This window comes from Paraburkholderia sp. A1BS-2L, from assembly GCF_051125205.1.
GTDB lineage: Bacteria > Pseudomonadota > Gammaproteobacteria > Burkholderiales > Burkholderiaceae > Paraburkholderia.
Genome location: NZ_CP120432.1, coordinates 90,936 through 109,017 on the forward strand (window position 1 = coordinate 90,936; position 18,082 = coordinate 109,017).

20 protein-coding genes and 1 pseudogene are annotated in these 18,082 nt (G+C 62.5%); 12 read left to right on the top strand and 9 right to left on the bottom strand.

Annotated features, from left to right (window positions below; genetic code table 11):
• Positions 1-4: 4 nt before the first annotated feature.
• From P5W98_RS34210 to P5W98_RS34225, 4 genes are all read right to left on the bottom strand, one after another.
• Positions 5-508, bottom strand: a complete 504-nt coding sequence (locus tag P5W98_RS34210; protein ID WP_421028957.1) for a hypothetical protein — start codon at positions 506-508, stop codon at positions 5-7.
• Between the two features lie 27 nt (positions 509-535).
• Positions 536-955, bottom strand: coding sequence for a bactofilin family protein (locus tag P5W98_RS34215; protein ID WP_421028958.1), 420 nt, complete (start codon positions 953-955; stop codon positions 536-538).
• Between the two features lie 14 nt (positions 956-969).
• Positions 970-1,782 (bottom strand): hypothetical protein, encoded by an 813-nt coding sequence (locus tag P5W98_RS34220; RefSeq protein WP_421028959.1) that lies wholly within the window; start codon positions 1,780-1,782, stop codon positions 970-972.
• An 82-nt stretch (positions 1,783-1,864) separates the two neighbouring features.
• A complete protein-coding gene (locus tag P5W98_RS34225) occupies positions 1,865-2,479 on the bottom strand; it encodes a DUF1845 domain-containing protein (protein ID WP_421028960.1) in 615 nt (204 codons plus the stop codon).
• Positions 2,480-3,061: 582 nt separating this feature from the next.
• Between P5W98_RS34225 and P5W98_RS34230 the strand changes: the two genes are divergently transcribed.
• From P5W98_RS34230 to P5W98_RS34260, 7 genes and pseudogenes are all read left to right on the top strand, one after another.
• Positions 3,062-3,394, top strand: coding sequence for a DUF7696 family protein (locus P5W98_RS34230; protein WP_421028961.1), 333 nt, complete (start codon positions 3,062-3,064; stop codon positions 3,392-3,394).
• Positions 3,391-4,668: a hypothetical protein gene (locus P5W98_RS34235; protein ID WP_421028962.1), complete on the top strand. Its 1,278-nt coding sequence runs from the start codon at positions 3,391-3,393 to the stop codon at positions 4,666-4,668. The genes P5W98_RS34230 and P5W98_RS34235 overlap by 4 nt, the downstream gene beginning before the upstream one ends.
• A 162-nt stretch (positions 4,669-4,830) precedes the next feature.
• Positions 4,831-5,325 carry an NADAR family protein gene (locus P5W98_RS34240; RefSeq protein WP_421028963.1) on the top strand — a complete coding sequence of 165 codons (495 nt, stop codon included), beginning with the start codon at positions 4,831-4,833 and terminating at the stop codon, positions 5,323-5,325.
• Between the two features lie 70 nt (positions 5,326-5,395).
• Positions 5,396-6,760 (top strand): metallophosphoesterase family protein, encoded by a 1,365-nt coding sequence (locus tag P5W98_RS34245; RefSeq protein WP_421028964.1) that lies wholly within the window; start codon positions 5,396-5,398, stop codon positions 6,758-6,760.
• A 236-nt stretch (positions 6,761-6,996) separates the two neighbouring features.
• The gene (locus P5W98_RS34250) at positions 6,997-7,545 is read left to right on the top strand and encodes a hypothetical protein (RefSeq protein WP_342964300.1); all 549 of its coding nucleotides are present in this window, start codon (positions 6,997-6,999) and stop codon (positions 7,543-7,545) included.
• Positions 7,533-9,854: an SMC family ATPase gene (locus P5W98_RS34255; RefSeq protein ID WP_421028965.1), complete on the top strand. Its 2,322-nt coding sequence runs from the start codon at positions 7,533-7,535 to the stop codon at positions 9,852-9,854. Before P5W98_RS34250 ends, P5W98_RS34255 begins: the two co-directional genes overlap by 13 nt.
• Before the next feature lie 399 nt (positions 9,855-10,253).
• Positions 10,254-10,412 (top strand): annotated as a pseudogene (locus tag P5W98_RS34260) (phospholipase D family protein); the annotation flags it as partial.
• On the opposite strand, the gene P5W98_RS34265 reads toward P5W98_RS34260, so the two are convergent.
• A complete protein-coding gene (locus P5W98_RS34265; protein ID WP_421028966.1) occupies positions 10,405-10,722 on the bottom strand; it encodes a hypothetical protein in 318 nt (105 codons plus the stop codon). The pseudogene P5W98_RS34260 and the gene P5W98_RS34265 overlap by 8 nt on opposite strands.
• Before the next feature lie 483 nt (positions 10,723-11,205).
• On the opposite strand from P5W98_RS34265, the gene P5W98_RS34270 reads away from it, so the two are divergent.
• Positions 11,206-11,943, top strand: coding sequence for a DUF2321 domain-containing protein (locus tag P5W98_RS34270; RefSeq protein WP_421028967.1), 738 nt, complete (start codon positions 11,206-11,208; stop codon positions 11,941-11,943).
• A 119-nt stretch (positions 11,944-12,062) separates the two neighbouring features.
• A complete protein-coding gene (locus P5W98_RS34275; RefSeq protein WP_421028968.1) occupies positions 12,063-13,238 on the top strand; it encodes a hypothetical protein in 1,176 nt (391 codons plus the stop codon).
• 93 nt (positions 13,239-13,331) lie between these two features.
• On the opposite strand, the gene P5W98_RS34280 is transcribed toward P5W98_RS34275, so the two are convergent.
• Together P5W98_RS34280 and P5W98_RS34285 are read right to left on the bottom strand one after the other, a co-directional pair.
• Positions 13,332-13,634, bottom strand: a complete 303-nt coding sequence (locus P5W98_RS34280; RefSeq protein ID WP_421028969.1) for a hypothetical protein — start codon at positions 13,632-13,634, stop codon at positions 13,332-13,334.
• A gap of 199 nt (positions 13,635-13,833) precedes the next feature.
• Positions 13,834-14,175 (bottom strand): H-NS family nucleoid-associated regulatory protein, encoded by a 342-nt coding sequence (locus tag P5W98_RS34285; RefSeq protein WP_421028970.1) that lies wholly within the window; start codon positions 14,173-14,175, stop codon positions 13,834-13,836.
• A 532-nt stretch (positions 14,176-14,707) separates the two neighbouring features.
• Here P5W98_RS34285 and P5W98_RS34290 point away from each other — a divergent pair.
• Together P5W98_RS34290 and P5W98_RS34295 are read left to right on the top strand one after the other, a co-directional pair.
• Complete coding sequence (locus P5W98_RS34290; protein WP_421028971.1) at positions 14,708-15,325, top strand: H-NS histone family protein; 618 nt, start codon at positions 14,708-14,710, stop codon at positions 15,323-15,325.
• A gap of 284 nt (positions 15,326-15,609) precedes the next feature.
• Positions 15,610-15,849, top strand: coding sequence for a hypothetical protein (locus P5W98_RS34295; protein WP_421028972.1), 240 nt, complete (start codon positions 15,610-15,612; stop codon positions 15,847-15,849).
• 62 nt (positions 15,850-15,911) lie between these two features.
• Here P5W98_RS34295 and P5W98_RS34300 read toward each other — a convergent pair whose 3' ends face one another.
• Both P5W98_RS34300 and P5W98_RS34305 read right to left on the bottom strand, forming a co-directional pair.
• Positions 15,912-16,103: a hypothetical protein gene (locus P5W98_RS34300; protein WP_421028973.1), complete on the bottom strand. Its 192-nt coding sequence runs from the start codon at positions 16,101-16,103 to the stop codon at positions 15,912-15,914.
• Between the two features lie 349 nt (positions 16,104-16,452).
• A complete protein-coding gene (locus tag P5W98_RS34305) occupies positions 16,453-16,929 on the bottom strand; it encodes a hypothetical protein (protein WP_421028974.1) in 477 nt (158 codons plus the stop codon).
• Between the two features lie 693 nt (positions 16,930-17,622).
• Between P5W98_RS34305 and P5W98_RS34310 the strand changes: the two genes are divergently transcribed.
• Entirely contained in the window at positions 17,623-17,940 is a 318-nt protein-coding gene (locus P5W98_RS34310; RefSeq protein WP_421028975.1) for a hypothetical protein, read from the top strand.
• Positions 17,941-18,082: the final 142 nt, after the last annotated feature.

Sequence of the window (18,082 nt, forward strand, 5' to 3'; positions counted from 1 at the left end):
GTCTTCACCCCGCAACCAGTTTGAGCACCAGCTTGTAGTGCGGATCGCCCAGCGGCACTTCAATCGTTCTGCCGGCATGCATGTGAACGTTGATGTCCGGGGCCTCGAGACCGGTCGTATTCACAACCTCGCTCACGCAGTCCCCGGTTCCGGTTTTCGTCTTGCCGGTCGAGACTGTATCAATCGCCGTCACGTCCAGATCGAAGGATTCCCCGTCGTCCTTCGTCGCATTGATCTGAAGCATGCGGCCGACCCACTTCTGGTGCGAAACGAGCCGCACCCCGTTGGGCAGTTTCGTGCACTCGAGATAGCCGATGCTGTCGCCGGATGAGCTCAGGAACGGCTGGGTCTTGCCGAGAGCGTCCCGGATGATCGACGTCTCACTGGCAACCAGCACCCCGTCGCGGGTCCACGTGGCGTCCAGCGTGTAGGTGCGTGCCGTCGGCCCGGCGTGCGCCGCCGTGCTGAGTGCGAGGCTGGTGGCAAGAGCTGTGAGGGACTTCTTCATTGATTGCTCCGTTGGTGGTTGAATCCGTTATGCGGCGGCGGTCGCGGGCCGCTGCAATGACTGGACGTTCGGCGTCTCGGCGATCGCCGCCGGTTCGCTCTCGATCGTGAGTTCGCGCGCAACGCGCTTAAGCTGGCCGTCGATCGAGGCCCGCTCGCCGAGCCGGATCGTGCCGCAATAAAAGATGTTGCCCCTCACGCGTCCGTTGATTTCCAGTGAGCCGCGTGCATGGACGTCGCCCTCGACCGTGCCGTCGACGCGCACGTGCTCGCCTTCGATCTGGCCTTTCACGAGGCCGCCGGCGCCGATATGCAGCAACCCGTCGTTGGTGATCACGTTGCCGTCCACGATGCCGAACAGGCTCAGGCCATGATCGAGAATGAGGTTGCCCTCGATGGCGGAGCCGGCGGCGAGCAGCGTGACGTTAAGGGTGGCTTGTGGCTTCATGGTGGTCGCCTGCTTCAGAAGAGTTGAACGTCGCCGTTGCGCGGCGCGGGCGCGGCGGCGGACTTTTGCGCATCGGCTGCGGGCGGCATGTCCCTGGGTGTCACCAGATGTAGGTGCACCAGATGACGCACGGGCCTGTGCGCCTCGGGCTGGGACGCCGGCGCTTGCGACGCGGCGCTCGCGTGCGCTGTCGGCTCGACCGAAGCCGCCTGGGGCGTGCTGGCTGCGACGGGGGCGACGGGGGCGACGCGAGCCACGTTCGCGACGGCCGCCGCGGACGCGCCCGTAATTGCGCGTTGCCGGATCGGCGACACGATCGCCTTCTGCTCGGTCGTCGCAGCGGGCTGGGTAGCCGCGGTGCCGGGTGCGCGCAAGCTACCGTGGTCCTGAATCAGCGCTGACGGATCGACGGCGGCAAGGCCGGGTGTGCCCCGCGGACTGGTTTCGAGCGCCTGAGAGTTCAGGGGCTGCGCCGTAGCGGATGGCGTGGGCGCGGAAAGGGAAGCGTCGGACTGTGGGGAGGCGGGCGTTGCTGCCGGAACCGGCGGCGTGTTGATCGCGCGGCTGTGGGGCGTCGGCCACAGCCGGGCAGCGCCCATACCGAGTGCCGCGCAGACGACAGTGCCGCCGATGACCGTGAGCGAGACACGTCCAATCTGCCAGCGCGCATTCCACGCACGGCGCAGCCCGGTCGGTCGGCTCGTGGGCGCGTGCGACAACAGCAGCGGCGCGGGCATGGCGCGTATCTGGTTCTCAAGGTCGATCACGACGGGCTCGCGGGCATAGCGCGCATGTAGCGCCTGTATCTCGCGAAGATCGATTTGCATGGGCTTTCTCCTTCAGGATGTACGGTCGAGCGTAGCCGTCCGGCTGGAAAGTCAAGCCGGGCAGTTTCAACGAGGGGGGCGCTCAGTGTTCGCGGCGCGAGCCGTCCGGCTCGTACTCTTCGTTATCGGGGATGCAGAGCTGCACGATACGGTTAAGCTTCTTTTCTGCATTCGCGAGCATGGCCGTGCACCGTTCGTCGCTCAGTACCTGGCCCGCGCGCGCGGAGAACGCGCGCTCAAAGAGGCGCTCATACTGCGTGAGGCATCGCACGAGCTGCCCGGCGAGCGGGCGCTTGACCTCCAGTTCGATCGTCTCGAAGGGGCGGGGCAGGGTGCGTGCGCCCAGCTGCTCGATCCAGTCGTTGGCCTTCCTGAACCATTCGCCCGTCTCGCGCATGGCCTGGTCGAGCGCGCGCAGCTTGCCATCGCGCGCGACCGAAATCTTCGTGGCGCAGAAGTTGTAGTCCGAGCGGATGAAGGCGCGCACGAACAGCGAGCTGTAGCGCAGAAGCGTTGTCTGCGCCGCGTCGGGAATGATCTTCGCGTAGCGTGTGTCGCTCGTCAGCCGCTCGATGGGCTTGAGGCCCGTGGCTGACGCAACGAGTGCGAGCGCGGCGGGTGCGTCGGGCACCCCGCTTTGCGCCACGTTGCCGGATCGTGCATCCGGCTGCGGCGCGGTTTCTGGAACGGCGGCCATAGAGGTTTTTCGGGTTTGGTCTCTCTCGCCTGACATTCTCTTACCGTTTCCTCAGACGTTTGCGGGCAAAAGCTACCCCAAATCGGCCACCATTTCGCCGCAACATACGCGGAATTTTGGCGATACTGACTCTACTTCCTGCGTCTTCTGACGCATCGACCTCGACTCCGTAGCCCGGAGTCCGTCCTCTGCCTCAAGTCGTGCCCCTGGGCATGCTCCGACCGGTTGGCTACCGGTGTGGAATCTTTCTTGTGCTGGGCAGCTCGCCACCTGCTCCCCCTTCCGTCAGTCGTAATACTCGTCGCCGGCCGCATGTCTTTGCGCCGCGACATCGTTCGAACCCGGAGATTTCGGGTGTCTCTCTCAAGACCCTTCCGGGTAGAGCGATCGAAGTGGACTGACCCGTGATCCTGCGGCGAAAACACGGTTTTCGGAAATGGGCTGTCTGCGCGACGTGACCATGTCGCGCCGGGAACGACCTAACGTTCCCCGCTGAGAGCCTCACGGCTCCCTGTGCGCCACGTCCCCGAAAGGGACGTGGCGCGCGGGTCATCTTCACCAGAATTCACCAACGCGTTCCTCATGACCGGGGAGCGCGTTTTTTTTCGTCCTGCGTTTTTTCATTCCCTGTCCGGAGGCGCTTCCATGCTTCTTCCCAATGCTATTGACCAGCGCATCGCCGAAACGATCAGCAGCACGATCGAAGGCGAGCGCAAACAAGCCGACACCGCATCGCCCGCCTGGCGCGAGCGCTGTGAGGTCGCAAAGATCGCGATGCTCGCCGACAGCGAGCGCCGCGTTGTCCTTTCCCATATCGCCAGCCGTCGCGGAGAGACGGCAGCATCGAACCTGGCGCAGTCAGCCGGCGAGATGCGCACTTCGGCGATCTTCTTTCTTGCGAGGAAACCGTCATGAACGCTGTCGTTGCGCTCGGCGCTGCGCCTGTTCGCAGCATCGTCGAGGAGCGTCTACCGCGCGCTCCTGTCATCGGCCGGATCCGTCCCGGCATCAAGGTCCTCACATCTGCCGCGAGGCAAAACGAGCAGGCCGTCAGGTTGTACGAGCAACTGGTTGCCTCCGGTGAATCGTTCGAGAAGGTGGGCGAGGAGATCGAGCGGCGCTGCCGATTGAAGAATGCGCTTGCACCACGCAACGTGCCTTACTTCACGTGCCGCCGTTCGGACTTCACCAATCCAGACGTTGCCGACGAGATCCTGCGTCTCTATGGCGAGGATCGGGGCGATGGCGTAAAGCTCTATCGCTTTCCCGTCACCTTCGCATTCAACGACTGGATGGCGAACATCCCGAACGAGATGGCAACGTGGGGCACCAACGGACGCAAGTTCTTCTCCGAGTACGGGGCAGACGGCACGCGCTTTTGCAAGCTGTACGCAAAGCCCGAGCGTGACCCACGGGCGCAGCGCTCGCCGCGCAACTTCGGACCCCGCGCCGCGGTGCTGCGGCACGACGATGCGATTCCCGATGGTGTGTGCAACCCGCAGCAGTGTCCGCAGTATCAGGCGCGGCAATGCAACCTCTCGGCGCGTTTCATCTTCGCGGTGCCAGAGATCAAGGGCCTCGGACTCATCGAGCTTCCGACCAACTCGATCTACGTGCTGCAGAAGGCGTACTCGGCGATGCAGACCGTGGCGCTCGCGCGCGGGCGGCTCACCGGCACGCGGTTCTGGATCTCGAAGCGCGAGTTCGAGATCACGCGCATCAACGAGCAGGGCGAGGCAGTTCGCCAGGCGCAGATGCTCACGGTGCTCGATGCCGATATCGACATCAGTGCGTTGCTCGACGGTGCCGAAGATCATGCCCCGGCGCTTGCTGCTGCAACGCAGGCCGCGCAGCTGCTCGAAGGCACAGCCGAGAACTCAACGGCGACGGTGTACCCCCTCCGGGCAACCGGGGCGGAGCACGCCACCGACGTAACGGGCGGTGAGACCGAGCCGGAAACGCTCGCGGACAAGCGCGATCGCATGGCCGATCTGCTGGCGCGCCTCGGGCTGAACGCGGAGAACCGGCAAACCGATTTCCGCATCTTCGCGCAGACCAGATTCGGTCGGGGGTGGTCGCAACGGTTAGACGACGTTGACAGCATGAACGTCCGTCTGGCTGCTGCGCTCGATGATCCTGACGCACTGCACCGGGAAATCGAAGCTGTTGTGGGTGGTGCTTTCGATTGATTCTCGCCGGCCCCTTACGGGGTCGGCGTCCCTTCTTTTCCAGACCGCGACGCGAGAGTGTTTCAGCAAGCAGGCTTGCTCAAACGCTTTCGACCGCGCAATAGCGCATCGAAAAACGCCCGCCTCGTGCGGCCATCCATTCCTCGCTATAGGAGTCGTCCGGTGCAAAGGATCGGCAACTACACCATGTTTTTTGGCGCGGACGACGCGCTCAGCAACTGGCATCGCTGCCGGTTTGTCTATCGCGGCCATGCGTTCTCGTCAGTCGACCAGTTCATGATGTTCTCGAAGGCAAAGCTTTTCGGCGACGAGCAGTCGGCCGCCGCGATCCTCGCAACGCACGACCCTCGCAAGCAGAAGGCGATTGGCCGTAAGGTCGCCGGCTTTGAATCCGCAATTTGGGAATCGAAGCGCGAGTCGATCGTCTTCGTCGGCTGCCGCGAGAAGTTCTCGCAGAACGCTCGCCTGAAGGACGTGCTGCTCTCAACAGATCCGACTGAGCTCGTCGAGGCAAGTCCATGGGACTGCATCTGGGGCGTCGGACTGAAAGCGGACGACCCTGAGATCGGCAATCCGCTGAAGTGGCGCGGACTGAACCTGCTCGGCAAGACGCTCACGCACGTTCGCGGCGTACTCGACCCTCGCTCCCATTCGTAGCGCCGCTCCACGCGGCATCGTTCATTGAGGCTGCCCACGGGTGGCCATTTTTCGTTTACGGAGGTGCATCTTGAAGATCGCACAGTTTTCTGACCTGCATTACTCGCCGGAACGTCTGGACGAGGCGGACCGTTGCTTCGGCTTCGCCGTGCACGACGCGATCACGCGCGGCGCACGCGTCGCCGTGGTTTCAGGTGACTCGACCGATCACCGGCTCGATGCCCACTCGCCTGCGCTTTCCGCGCTTGCACGGCAGATCCATCGTCTGGCGGCCGCCATGCCGGTGATCATGCTGCAGGGCACGTTCTCGCATGAGCCGCCCGGGACGCTCGATATCTTCGGGCTCATGGGATCGACGTATGAGGTCTTCGTCGCCAGTCGCATCCAGCAGGTCGCACTGGTCGGTGGACGCTTTCATGCATCGACCGGGCCGCTCTTCAACGAGGACGAACTGGCCTCGCTGATCGCGATGCAACCGGAAGCCGTGTTTACCTGCCTGCCAACCGTCAACAAGGGGCAGTTTGCAACGAGTGTTGGCGCACTCGCCGCGGCGACGGATCTTGGCGATGTGCTGGCGACGTATCTGGCGGCGTCGGGGCGTACCAACGCGCGATTTCGCGAGGCAGGCATCGCGACCGTGGGCATTTCACACGGCACAGTCGTCGGCTGCGAAACGGAGCATGGCGTCACGATGGCGGGATTCGATCATGAGTTCTCGCTCTCGGCGCTGTTCGACGCGCAGTGCTCGGCCTTCATGCTCGGGCATATCCACAAGTCGCAGTCATGGGAGCAGGGCGGCCGCCGCATCGCCTACCCGGGTTCCATCGGCCGCTTTCACTACGGCGAGCAGGGCGAGAAGGGTTACCTGCTATGGGAAGTGGATGCCGATTCGGCTTCGGCTGATCTGGTGCCCACGCCGTCGCGTCGCATGCTCTGCATCGACTTCGACGGTCCGCCCGACATGGAGCAGCTCGCGCAGCTGGCCGCCGGAACGTCCGATGCGTTCGTGCGCGTTCGCTGGCAGATCGATGAGGAGCACCGGCAGTCGGTCGACCGTGCCGCCATCGAGGCGATGTTCGCAAACTCGCGGGGCCTGAAGGTCGAGCCCCGGATTCTCCCGGTCGTGCGCAGTCGCGCACAGGGCATCAGCCTGGAGACGTCCGTCGACGCGAAGCTCGATCGCTGGTGCGAGCTGGCGAACGTGAATCCGTCACCTGTGCTCGAGCGCCTGCAGTTGCTCGACACGGGCGACGCCGGTGCGATCGCCGAAGCGGTACTCGCTCGCCTCGATCAGACGCCGTCCGTTGCGCCGCTCTCGCTTGTCGTGAATCAGGCGCAGGCTGTCGAGGCGGCCGACGCCACACCCGTTGTGCAGGCAACTCATGCGCACGGGGACGGCTCGGCCTGGCTTGACGGCGATCTCTTTGCTGCGTGATTTTCGCGGCTTGATTGATGCCGCCACAAACGCGGGCGGGGCCAGTACGGCTCGCCCGCGCGTGGACACTGCCGTGTCCCGACAGTGCGTTCCCGATGAGCGCACTGCCGGAACAAGGTTCACCCGCGCCCATGGCGCATCGAGCGCAGCACCCGCTGCATCCATTTTCTTGTTGACCCTGACGGGGAGCGATCCCCAGCAGGGGCGCACTCCGTCCATCACCCTGGAGTGTGCCCATGTTTGGTCTTTACCCCGCCGGTCCCGAATGGGTCCGTCATTTCACTACCGCGACGCCCGCCCGCGAGATCCAGCAGCTTCTCGTGAAGCATGCTGGATTCACGGCCGGTCTGTTCCATCAACCCTATGGTCCCGCACGCGGCGCCGTCATTGCAGTCCGCCACGGCTTCGTCGTGATGGTTCAGGACGTCGACGCTACGGAGATTGAGTTCGTCGTGGCGCCTGACGTCGAAATGACGAACCTGCTCTGGTCGCACAGTAATGGCTATGCGAGCCAGTGGTCACCCCGCGAACTGAAGGCGCTCACGGCGTGTGATAGCTGGGAGCAGTTGCTGACGATGGCAGGCACGCGGTTTCGTGCCGCGTGCACGGCACTCGAACGCGCAATTGACGGCACGATTGAGCCTCCAGCCCCTGTCCCGGTGAAAGCAGCGGTCCCCGATCCGGTGATTGCCGCCTCGCTGCCGGATGACGATGACGTGCCCTGGCTGCCATCCGACTATCTGCACGAGGTACCGCTGGTGGAGGGACTGCCATGCGACCGCTGATCCTGACTCTCGAGGGCTTCATGGGCGTTCGCGACGGGATGAAACGCGAAAGCGTCACGCTCGATCTCGAATCGCTGCCCAGTGGACTCATCGCGCTCACCGGGCCGAACGGCGCAGGCAAGTCCACGCTGATGGACAACCTGCATCCGTACCGCATCATGCCCTCGCGCGCGGCGAAGCTCTCAGTGGATGCCTTCTCGTACTGGGACCATCTGTGTGGCGCCCAGGCGCAGAAGATCCTGGAGTGGGAGCACGCCAACGTGCGCTACCGCTCGACCTTCGCGTTTCGCAAGCCGGGCAAGACAGGCAAGGCGGAGTATTTCCTCGCGTGGCGCGACAGGGCCGGCCTCTGGCAGCCGTTTTCGGCGCCTGACGGCACGAAATCGGACGGCAAGGCGGAGACGTATGACCGCTGTGTCGAATCGGTGTGCGGCTCGCTCGAATCGTTTTTTACGAGCGTTTTCTCGGCGCAGAACCGGCGGCCGCTTGCCTCGTACAACACGGGCGAGATCAAGTCGTTGTTGGCCGAACTGCTGCATATCGACCATCTGCGTACGCTCTCGGCGAAGGCTGGGGAAGTGGCGAAGGTGCTGTCCGCGAAACTGGACGGCATCCAGCGCGAGCTCGCCGCGCTTGCCCAAAAACGCGATGCCCTCGCGATGACTGAGCAGGCCATTCTGTCCGACGCGGAGTCGATCGCCGCAGCACGGCGCGAGCGCGAGGGCCTTCTGGCCACTGCGCAGACGCTTGGGCAGCAGCGCGCGACGCTCGCAGCGAAGCAGGCCGAGTCGGCAACGGCGGAGGCCCGCCTGCGTGAGCTGGCGAAAATGCGGGCTGAGGTGCAGACGTCACTCGATGCCGTCGTCGCGGATGCGGGTGAGTTGACCCGTCGTCTTAACGAGCGCAACACGGCTCTGTTGAGAACCTGTGTTTCACACGAGGCAACGCTGGCCCAGCGTGTGCAGATCGAAGGCGCCCAGGCGCAGTGTGATCAGGCGAGGCTCGCGATCGGGAGGGAAGAGGCGCGCATTCAGGCGCTTCAGACCGAAGTCGCGGCGATTGAGCCGAAGCACATGGCCCTGACCGAAGCAAACGCGGCCCTGACCAGCCTCCAGTCGCGAGGCCGGACCAAGGCCGAGTTGCTTCAGACGCTTGAGCAGCAGGCCGCGGTTGTCGGCCAGGTGCCATGCGCGGGTCACGCCATGCATTCGACGTGCCCCCTGCTTTCCCAGGCCCGCTCTGCGTCGCAGCAGGCTGGAGAGCAGCGTATCGCCGTGAACGATCTTCGCGAGCAGTACCGCGCGAAGAAGGCGTTTGCCGAGGGGCTTGCCCCCATCGTTGCGCAGCTCACGCACAAACGTGACGAGCTTCGTTCGGCAACCGATGCGCTGGCCACCGCTCGCCGGACGTTGCAGTCGACCACCGAGCTTGCGGCCCGCAAGCCGCTTCTCGAAGCCGCGGCAACGGCGCTGGCACAGGTGAAGGCAGAGCTTGCCGAAATGGGTGCGCAGTCGGCGCAGGTCGCTCAACGCCGGGAGGCGGAGACGACGCGCCTGCAGGGTCAGCTACGCGACATCGACAGCGAAACCTCACGCCTCGCGGCGCAGGACGTCACGGCTGCAATCGCGGAACTCGACAGGCAGCTGCTGGCGAACCGGGAGGCCACCACCGCGCTCGATGCACGCGTTGAAGCCCTGATCCGTCAGCACGCGACGCGCGAAACACAGCGCGACGCGATGAGGACGGAACTGGCGGGCTTCGATGCGACACGGGCACAGGCCGAACGTCTCTCGGATGAGATCGCGCACTGGAAGCTGCTCACGCGAGGTCTTGGCAACGATGGCCTCGTGGCGCTGACGATCGACGATGCGGGCCCCGCACTCACGCAGACGGTCAATGACCTGCTGCTGGCGTGCTACGGACCGCGCTTCACCGTCGAAATCCGTACGCAGCGCGAGCTTGCGAGCGGTGACCTGCGTGAAGGCTTCGAGATCCTTGTCCATGACGCCGACAACGACAGCACCAAGGCAGTGTCGGTGATGTCGGGTGGGCAGAAGGTCTGGATCAATGAGTGCCTGACACGCGGCATCGCCCTGTATCTCGCACGCAATGCCGGTGAGCCCTACGAGACGTTGTTCAGCGACGAATCGGACGGCCCGCTCGATCCTGAGCGGAAAGTCCAGTTCATGAAGATGAAGCGCGAGGTTCTCCGTCAGGGAGGCTATGCGCGCGAATTCTTTATCTCGCAGACGCCCGATCTCGTACTCGAGGCCGATGCCGTCATCGACGTCGAAGCCCTGGCGGTGTGACTTTCTTTTAACCCTTGCGGGGAGCTTCCCCGCAGGGGGCTCCTCATTTTTCTCTCTCTAACCTTCCATGATGAACTTTTTAATGCTGCTCATCGCGGCAGCGGGCACCTCGTCCCTCGGCGCATGCACACCGGCAACGGTACGGCCGCAGGCTACCCGTCCAACGATCGTCGTGCACGCCCCCCCGGGGCGAACAGGGCGACTTCCGCATCTGTGAGGACGGGCGCGTGCTGGTGTTTCCGGCGAAGCATCCCAAGTCCTGCTGAACGCACTTTTCATCTCTTCGCCAACGGCCCCGCTCCGACAGGAGAGGGGCTTTGGCCGTATAGGAACCCCGTTATGAACAAACAAATTGTCATCGCAGCCGCGGCAGCAGCACTCGTTTCGGCCGCCGTTCTCATGGTCGTACCGGCGCATGCTGCGACCGTCGAATCCGCGTTTTCTCCCGATGGCGGTGCGGAGCAGCTGGTGCTGCATACGATCGGTGAGGCGCGAAAGAGCATTCGCGTGATGGCGTACTCGTTTACGTCGCGCACCGTTGTGGCCTCGCTCATCGCACGCGGATGTTTTCTGCGCCCACACCCCACCAGGTGAACGCTGCCGGCTGCAGCCGATGCGGAGGCTGCAGCACAAAGACGGGCCGGGTTGCGACGGCTTCAAGTGCAGCTTTAAGCAGACGCAGTTCGCCGCAGCCCGGTTGCGGGATGATCACCTCGGTCAGGGCCCCCGTCGGCCAGCCGTGGCCCGGCAACTCCGCGTCGAGCGCCTCGTGTCCGCTCGTCACCGTGCGGCCGTGCGCCGAAGCCAGTTGTGAGGCTCGCCACAAATCCGGGTGTATCGCCTCGACGTTCAGTAGCGGCAGCGCCATGGTGCCCCCAATACATACTGTATAAATATACAGTTATCGTAACCGGTCTCTCCAGAAAAGTCACCGGGGCGTCGACGTACGACCCACTCCCCCAGATATTTCGATGCTGAGTGCGTCGGGGACGGGATGAATTGTCTGCGCAGTGCGGAGACAATTCCGCCTCGGAAAGGGGCGGGCAGCGAAGTTTGTGCCTAAGGAGAGGCGCCCCAATCAGGTGAGCTGGTCGCGGGCAACTGTTGAACTATCCTTGTTTATCGAATTTGGTATAAATTATCGTCATTCAGATAATTAACGGTAATTGCGCTTCCCGGGACATCGTCGGGGCTCATCCAGATCCGTGCGTCGCCACGCATGGCGTCCGTTCACGAGCCAGAAAGCGACGGTAGCTTGATCGTGTTCTGAAACGGTTTGGCCGCGGGGTGAATGACCCGCCAGAGCAATTAACGGTCCTTTAAAATCACCAGATTCTGGTAACGACAGCGGATGACCGTGGTGCAGGAAACTCAGACATATGTGTGCCGTAACGGCCATGTCCGGACGGACCAGTTCGACCCCAACGGAACTCCCCCGGACGGACGATGCCTCATCTGCGGGGAGCCCCTGCTGGGTCATTGCCTTCACTGCAACGCACGCATTCCTGGCAAACCCAGGGCACCGGGCGTCATCGTCGCAAACTGGTCGTTGCCCAACCGCTGTCCTCAATGTGGCGCAGCCTATCCGTGGGCTGAACACGTATCCAGTTCGGGTAACGCCAGCAACGCCGTCGCCCGCATTGAGCAGATCTGCCAGCGCTTCCACCTTGTCGCGAGGCGACTGGCGCGGCGTCATGCAAACCGCCGGACGATCGCCGTTGACGACGAGTACGATGTCCAGGACCTCCTTGCGGCCGTGCTCGCTGCGGACTTCGACGATGTCCGTGATGAGGAGTTTTCTCCGTCCGTCGCGGCACAGAACAGTCGCATCGACTTCGTCCTGGTCGGCCCGGGCATCGCGGTCGAAACGAAAATGACGCGTGAAAACCTGACGGACAAGAAACTCGCGGACGAGTTGCTCGTTGACATCAGGCGATATTCAGAACATCCCGAAGCCCGACACCTTGTTTGCTTCGTCTATGATCCGCAGCTTCGGGTCAAGAATCCTGCCGGTCTCGTACGGGATCTCGAGAAAACCGCGACACGGTTTGAGACGCTGAGAGTCGTCATTGCGCCGCGCGGAATCTAGCCAGAATCCCTCGCCGACTGTGGCTGGGAGGCCGGTCGGATCGCGTGTCCTCTGGGTTATACTAAATTATCTTTTACTGGTATAATTTATCCTACAATGGATAATCTCGGGTAATTGCCATGTCGCAGTATTTCACCAGACAGAAGCTGGCCGCAGACTACTGCGACGCACTGACGGGCGACGGACTTGTGGATGCGAGTTCGGGCCTGTTCCTGGCCGCACCGCGGCGCACCGGCAAGACGACCTTTCTCCGGCGCGACCTGATGCCAGAGGCCGTCGAGAGGCAATGGCTGCCGGTGTATGTGGACTTGTGGGAGTCGCAGCAGACCCCGCCGACGCGACTCGTCGCGACGGCCGTGGTCAACGCGCTGCGCATCGAGCAAAGCCGGGTTGCCGACGAACTTGCCCTGAAGTCCGGCATGAGTGCCGCGGCCGTAACCCTTGAGGATTTCGGGCTTGGAAACGTCGGCGCACCCGACGGCAAGACACTCGCGGTCGCCCTTAGAACACTGTCCGAAGTAGCCGGCAAGCCGGTGATGCTCGTCGTCGATGAAGCGCAGGAGGTACTCAATTCTGCCGATGACCTGATGTTCTCGCTCAAGTCGGCGCGCGACACTGTCGGCGTCGATGCGCACGGTGCCCGGCGACTTTTCATCGTATGCACGGGTTCACATCGCGACAAACTCCTGCACCTCGTGCTCACGAAGAAGCAGCCGTTCTATGGAAGTTCTGTTCAACCTTTCCCGTTTCTTGGTCGCGACTACGTTGACTGGTACACCGGGCGAATCAATCAGCACCTGGCAGAAGACAACCGGTTTGAACCGGATGCCGTATTTGACGCGTTCAAGCTGGTGGGCCATCGCCCCGAGGTCCTGAAGAAAATCATTTCGGAAATCGCCCTGGATGAAGGCGCCGCACACAGTCTTGGAGAGCGGCTGGCGCGAGGGGCGATCGCACGGCAGGATGAAATCTGGGACGAGTATTCGAGGGCGTACGACAACCTGAGCAGGCCGCAGCAGGCGGTGCTCAGCCTGCTTGTCGAAGGCGGACCACAATTCGAACCCTTCTCTGAAGTGACCATCACCGCCTGCTCGCGGATTGTGGGCTCGACTCTCGCCGCGACTCACATCCAGAAGGCGCTCGACGCACTCCGCAAGAAAGACCTGGTCTGGCGTTCGGCCCGCGGGGAATACGCGTTAGATGACTCGTCATTCGGAGACTGGTTCAAGCGGAAGAGCGGGATGAAAACCGATGCGTCCGGAACGACAGGCGACATGGCGACGCCGGGCTCCTGAAGCCGCTTTTAGCGGCAAGCCCGGAGTCGTCTTGACGGGGCTGACGGCGACATGGGACTGTCGCCGGAGAATTTAGGTACGCGAAGTGCGCCGTCACAACCCGTCGTAGCCGATCCCTTCACCATTGCTCCACCGGCGGTCAAGGGGCGCCCGCATCCTCTGCGCATGCCTTGCAACCACCACGGTTGCCAGCAGCATCAACGAGCCGGATATCACGATCATTTCGTCGCGGCGCCGTGCGCGCTCATACGCGAGCCTGCCGGTGCAGATCGCGCGCTGCAACTGATTGACGATACCGGCTGCGCTCCAGAGTCGGACGTGTCTGAAACAGGTGCGGCAGATCCAGCGAAGGACGGGGCGCCAGAAGTCTTGCCCCTCGCCATGATCCCGTCGCATTGGCTCGTCAGGCGCGCTCCAGTCGGTGTATTTCCAGTCATTGGCCAGCTCGCGCGCGTCGCGTACTACGTGGCTTTTTGACCCATGGTGGAAGCACTATTCCTGATCGGCATCGAGGCGCAACTCGCGCACGTCCACGATCCTGGCGCAAGGAAGAGGCGGTCTGGCTTCAGATCCTGGCTGACCCTTGATCATCACCTCAGGCGGCGGGAATGCCCTCTGTCCTGATTGTGGCCAGTCTGGTGCCAGCAAACGGGTCATTGCGCCAGTCGGCGCCAGTGCCCTTGTCTGCGTGCCGGTTCGGCGTTCCATCAATGGCGAAATGCTCAAGAGACTGCCCGGCGCTGGTTGCCTGAACAATCCATTGCGGCGCAGCGCCCTTGCCATCCCATGTATTACCGGAAGCGTCGCGAAAACGCACCGCCCGCAAACGCGCCTGATCTGCCGCAAGTGAAGTCGCGATGTCTTCCGGTCTGATTCCAAATTCGGCCATCCGTCTGCGCAGATAGGCCACGATGCTATCGCGCTTTCTTTCATCCATTCGGTATTCTCCGCACAACAAGCTGTTGTTGGGCCGGTAATTGCAAACCGCGTGCCGCCAGGATAACACCCGACTCCAGCAGGCCATGCTGCGGTAGCGAAGTGGGTAGGGTATTCTCGAACGGCGCTCTGTTGGGAACAGCACACGAAAACGCAGCGACTGGCGGTCGCTTTCTTTTCAGACAGTATAAATCAACCGGAAGGTGCTGCCTGGTTAGCTCCCGCACAGTTTGTAATCTTGTGTTTCACTCATGAGTTCGTGTACGGAATAGAGTATCGGTCACGCGAGCGACGAAACGCGGGGTACGTGTCCGGGAAATGGAGAATCAAACTCAGGTTTTAATGTCCAGTAACACTGGAACTGCTGGGGCGCTGGGCATTCAGTTTGCACGAGCGTACTGATAAAGTCATAATCACCGCCATTGACGATGGCGTCAGCTCTGCCGGGCAGACCAAACTTCGAAGTGCCTGGCAAACAAGCCAGGTAAGTTTCAGGATCGCCTGGTCGAAAAACTCACAGGGAGGATTGGAATATGGCTACTTTGGACGCAATCAACTTGAAAATTGCAAAGCTGCAAAAACAGGCGGCCACGATCGCTGAAAAACAGACGTCGGTTGGGCTGACGAAAATCCGTGACCTGATGCAAAAACACGGCCTGACTGTCGCTGACATCGAAGGCTTTGTTGCAAAGCGCCGCGGTCGCAAACCTGGGACGACGCTGGCAAAGGCGGCAGCAAAAGCCCCGCGTGCGGCCGTGCATCACGTGGCGCCGAAATACGCGGATCCGAAAACGGGCGCGACGTGGTCGGGCCGTGGTCTGGCGCCGCTCTGGATTCGCGACGTCAAGGACCGTTCGAAATTCCTGATTGAAGCTGCGGCAACGGCCAGGACTGCCGGCGCCAAGGCAGCGCCTGCGAAGACGGCTGCTGCGAAGAAGGCGGGCGCAAAACGTGTCGTGGCTAAAAAGGCGGCGAAGACGGCAGTCGCAACGAAAAAGGCGGGCGATGCAGCAACGGCTCCGGCAAAGGGTGTGCGTGGGCGCAAGGCCGCAGCACCCGTGAAAAAGGTTTCGGCACCGCGCAAGGTTGCAGCCAGAAAGGCACCGGCCGCAGTTGAGGCTGCTGCCACGCCTGAAGTCGCAGCAGCGTAAAGGACAACGGCGGTAACGGGCGATCCAGTCGTAGCTGGCGGAGTGACATGCTGGCTACGCCGCATTCGCGGCCCGCTACGACTGATTACTCAAGTCCCTTCGCGCGTCGCCTCACGTGAGAGCGGCGCCATGCTTGTACATGAGGAAGTGCGGACACAGCGCCGCGCGCCGTCAATCCAATGGCTTACCGATTCGCGCTCGTATCTCTCGCGTTGCCCGTTGACTGTCCACCCGAGTCGATTCCTCCGGCGGTGGGTCGGCTGATCTCGCTCGCATGGCCGGGGATGAGCCGCGCGCAGCTCGTGGACCGTTGCCGTCGGCTCGACATGCGTGCGTCGCTGCGGGTGCAGCCCGGTATCGGACCGGATGGGCTGACGCAATTCAGGCTCACGCTCAGTTTTGCGAACGGAAGCTTCGAGCTGATCGCCCATGTACGCCGTGTTGTTCGCCGGCGCACGGGCGCGCGACGCCAGAAACCGTCATTGCCTCCCGCGCGCGATATCCGGCAACAGAGCCTCTTCTGAGTTTTCAGGAGGCTGGGCACAACGCCTGTCGACACCCAGGCATCACCGCTGAAAATAGCCCGCTAGAGAATTCTGAGATTGCGAATCTTTCCGATTGCCGGTGAGCGTTCGACGATCAGGTTCGCGATGAACTCCGGCAGCAGCGCGCGCGGCACGTTCGCGGGGATATCGGTCACGAGCTGCGAAGGCACCTGAACGATGAGGTCCTCCGGCGCCGTGGCGAGACTGTGTTCGTACGCAACGCGGATGTCCATGCTGTTATCTTTCGGAGATGTGGTTGCCGGGAGCGCATGCAATGTGCACAGGGCTATGCAGGGTTATGGACTCAGTGTAGCGCGCGATACACCTGTCGTTGTTCTGTTGTAAGCGCTTGCGCGCTTTTGCCGACCATCGCAGGCTGTACCGCCCGCGACGCTATTTCCCTGTGATGCAAGCCCGGCGTTTTGGTGCCCGTCTATGGGGGCCGGTTACCGTCCGATGCCAGAATAACCGTATGACGTTCGCGTGAGCCTCTCTCACGTCCGCCCGTCCTTGTTCATCGACAGCCTTTAATGCGCATGAGCAGACTGATGTGCGAATGCGCGACGGGGCGCATTGACGACGTTATTGTGCAACCTGGAGATGACTGTCGTTGGTGCGGGTGTCATGCGCGACCCTACCCACCAGCTTTCCGAGGTAATCACTCGCCCTCACTACGATCTCCATTCGGGTCACGCTGAGCGCGCGGTCGTATTCATTGACAACGGCGGTGAGACCGTCAGTCAACGATTCAGGCACATTCCAGACGCCAGTGTGGTCTGCCTGATTGAGTACCTCTCCGAGGCCACGTTCAACGCGTTCGATGTCCGCGATATCGAGCTGCCCGTGTCCGGCCCGGGTGATGAAGCTCGTGATGATGATGATCTGCGACAGGAGATTGACCAGCGAGCGGTCCGCTTCTCCATTGCGCAGACGCTCGAGCGCAATCCGTGCACGCAGCGCAAGATCCGAGGATTCCTTGCGGGGCATGGGCAGAAAGAGCGATTTTGCACGCGCACTGGCAGACGGACGACGCGGGGAACGGTAGTTCTTGTTTGACATGTTCGACAGCTGGCGAATGGATTTCGGGTTCGCATATTGGGACGCTTCACCGCAGCGCAAGAGCACCCGTCAAACTTTGTCCCTGTATCGCGGGTCGTCGCGTTTTCTGTGTGGTCGCCTTTCGATGCCTCGATGCTGCCTTGTTGCGAAACCGCCTATAAACGCGACTAACTGTCCGCGCGCCGCAACTCCAGCAAACGCCTGACGGCGCCCTCCGCTTTCCTGCGTTGGCGACACTCCCCACGAACTGCTGGAAAGTCGGAGCAGGCAGAGGGGCATTGCTGCCCGGGTCAGGAATAAAACAGGTGTGCCTTCCTCGCGCTGATTGCGCAGGCGGAGCCGGAGTCTGTCCGCGAACTGGCGTTCACGATGGGAGGCGCAATACCGGCTCGGTCGAGGACCTGGAAGACACGCGGGAAAGATGGGCTGGTTCACCTTGAAACGCGCTTCGGCCCGTCAAATGGCGTCGCGGGCCGCATTGCCCGCGATGTCCTTCCAGGAATGCTACGCGGGAACGATTCCGCTGTTCAGCGGACATTGGAGCAACGGACCCGGTGAGTAGTGAGCGATGAGCAGGCGCTAGAATAGCCGTCCTGGTAGCTGTAGCCGCCTGTGACGCATCGGCCTGACCCGCGGAAACAGGAAGCGTGATACCACAGGTGCGCGGTACAAGGATTGTGGGAGCAAAAGCAGATGACCGATGAACCAAGAGCGAAGATTGGTGCTGTCGCGGGCAAGCTCGTGCAGGAAGCGATGACGACCGGACTGACGTGGGAAGAGATCGTCGCCGCATTTGGCCTGGCCGCTAAAGCTGCGCAGGCGGCCGCGAGTGCGGGCGATGCGCCGGAAGATGAATGCGTTGCACGCGCGCGCAGCTGCTTCGAAGATGCCTTCGCGCAGGACGTCCACGTTGTGATTGCGGATGACGGTGCGGCAATGCGCGACGCCGAAGCCGACGAGAATCCGCTTTTGGCAACTGCCCGCCGCCGTCACATGTCCAGACTCCATTGAACGGCAGGCGAACTCCGCGCCGCGGATAGCCTGGCACACGCTGTTCAGTATGCCCAGGAAAACCCGCGAGAAAAATTCAGTCTCCGCCGTCCCCGGCAGCGTCAGATGATTGACCTCTCCGGTCAGCCCGGCGATGCAGGTC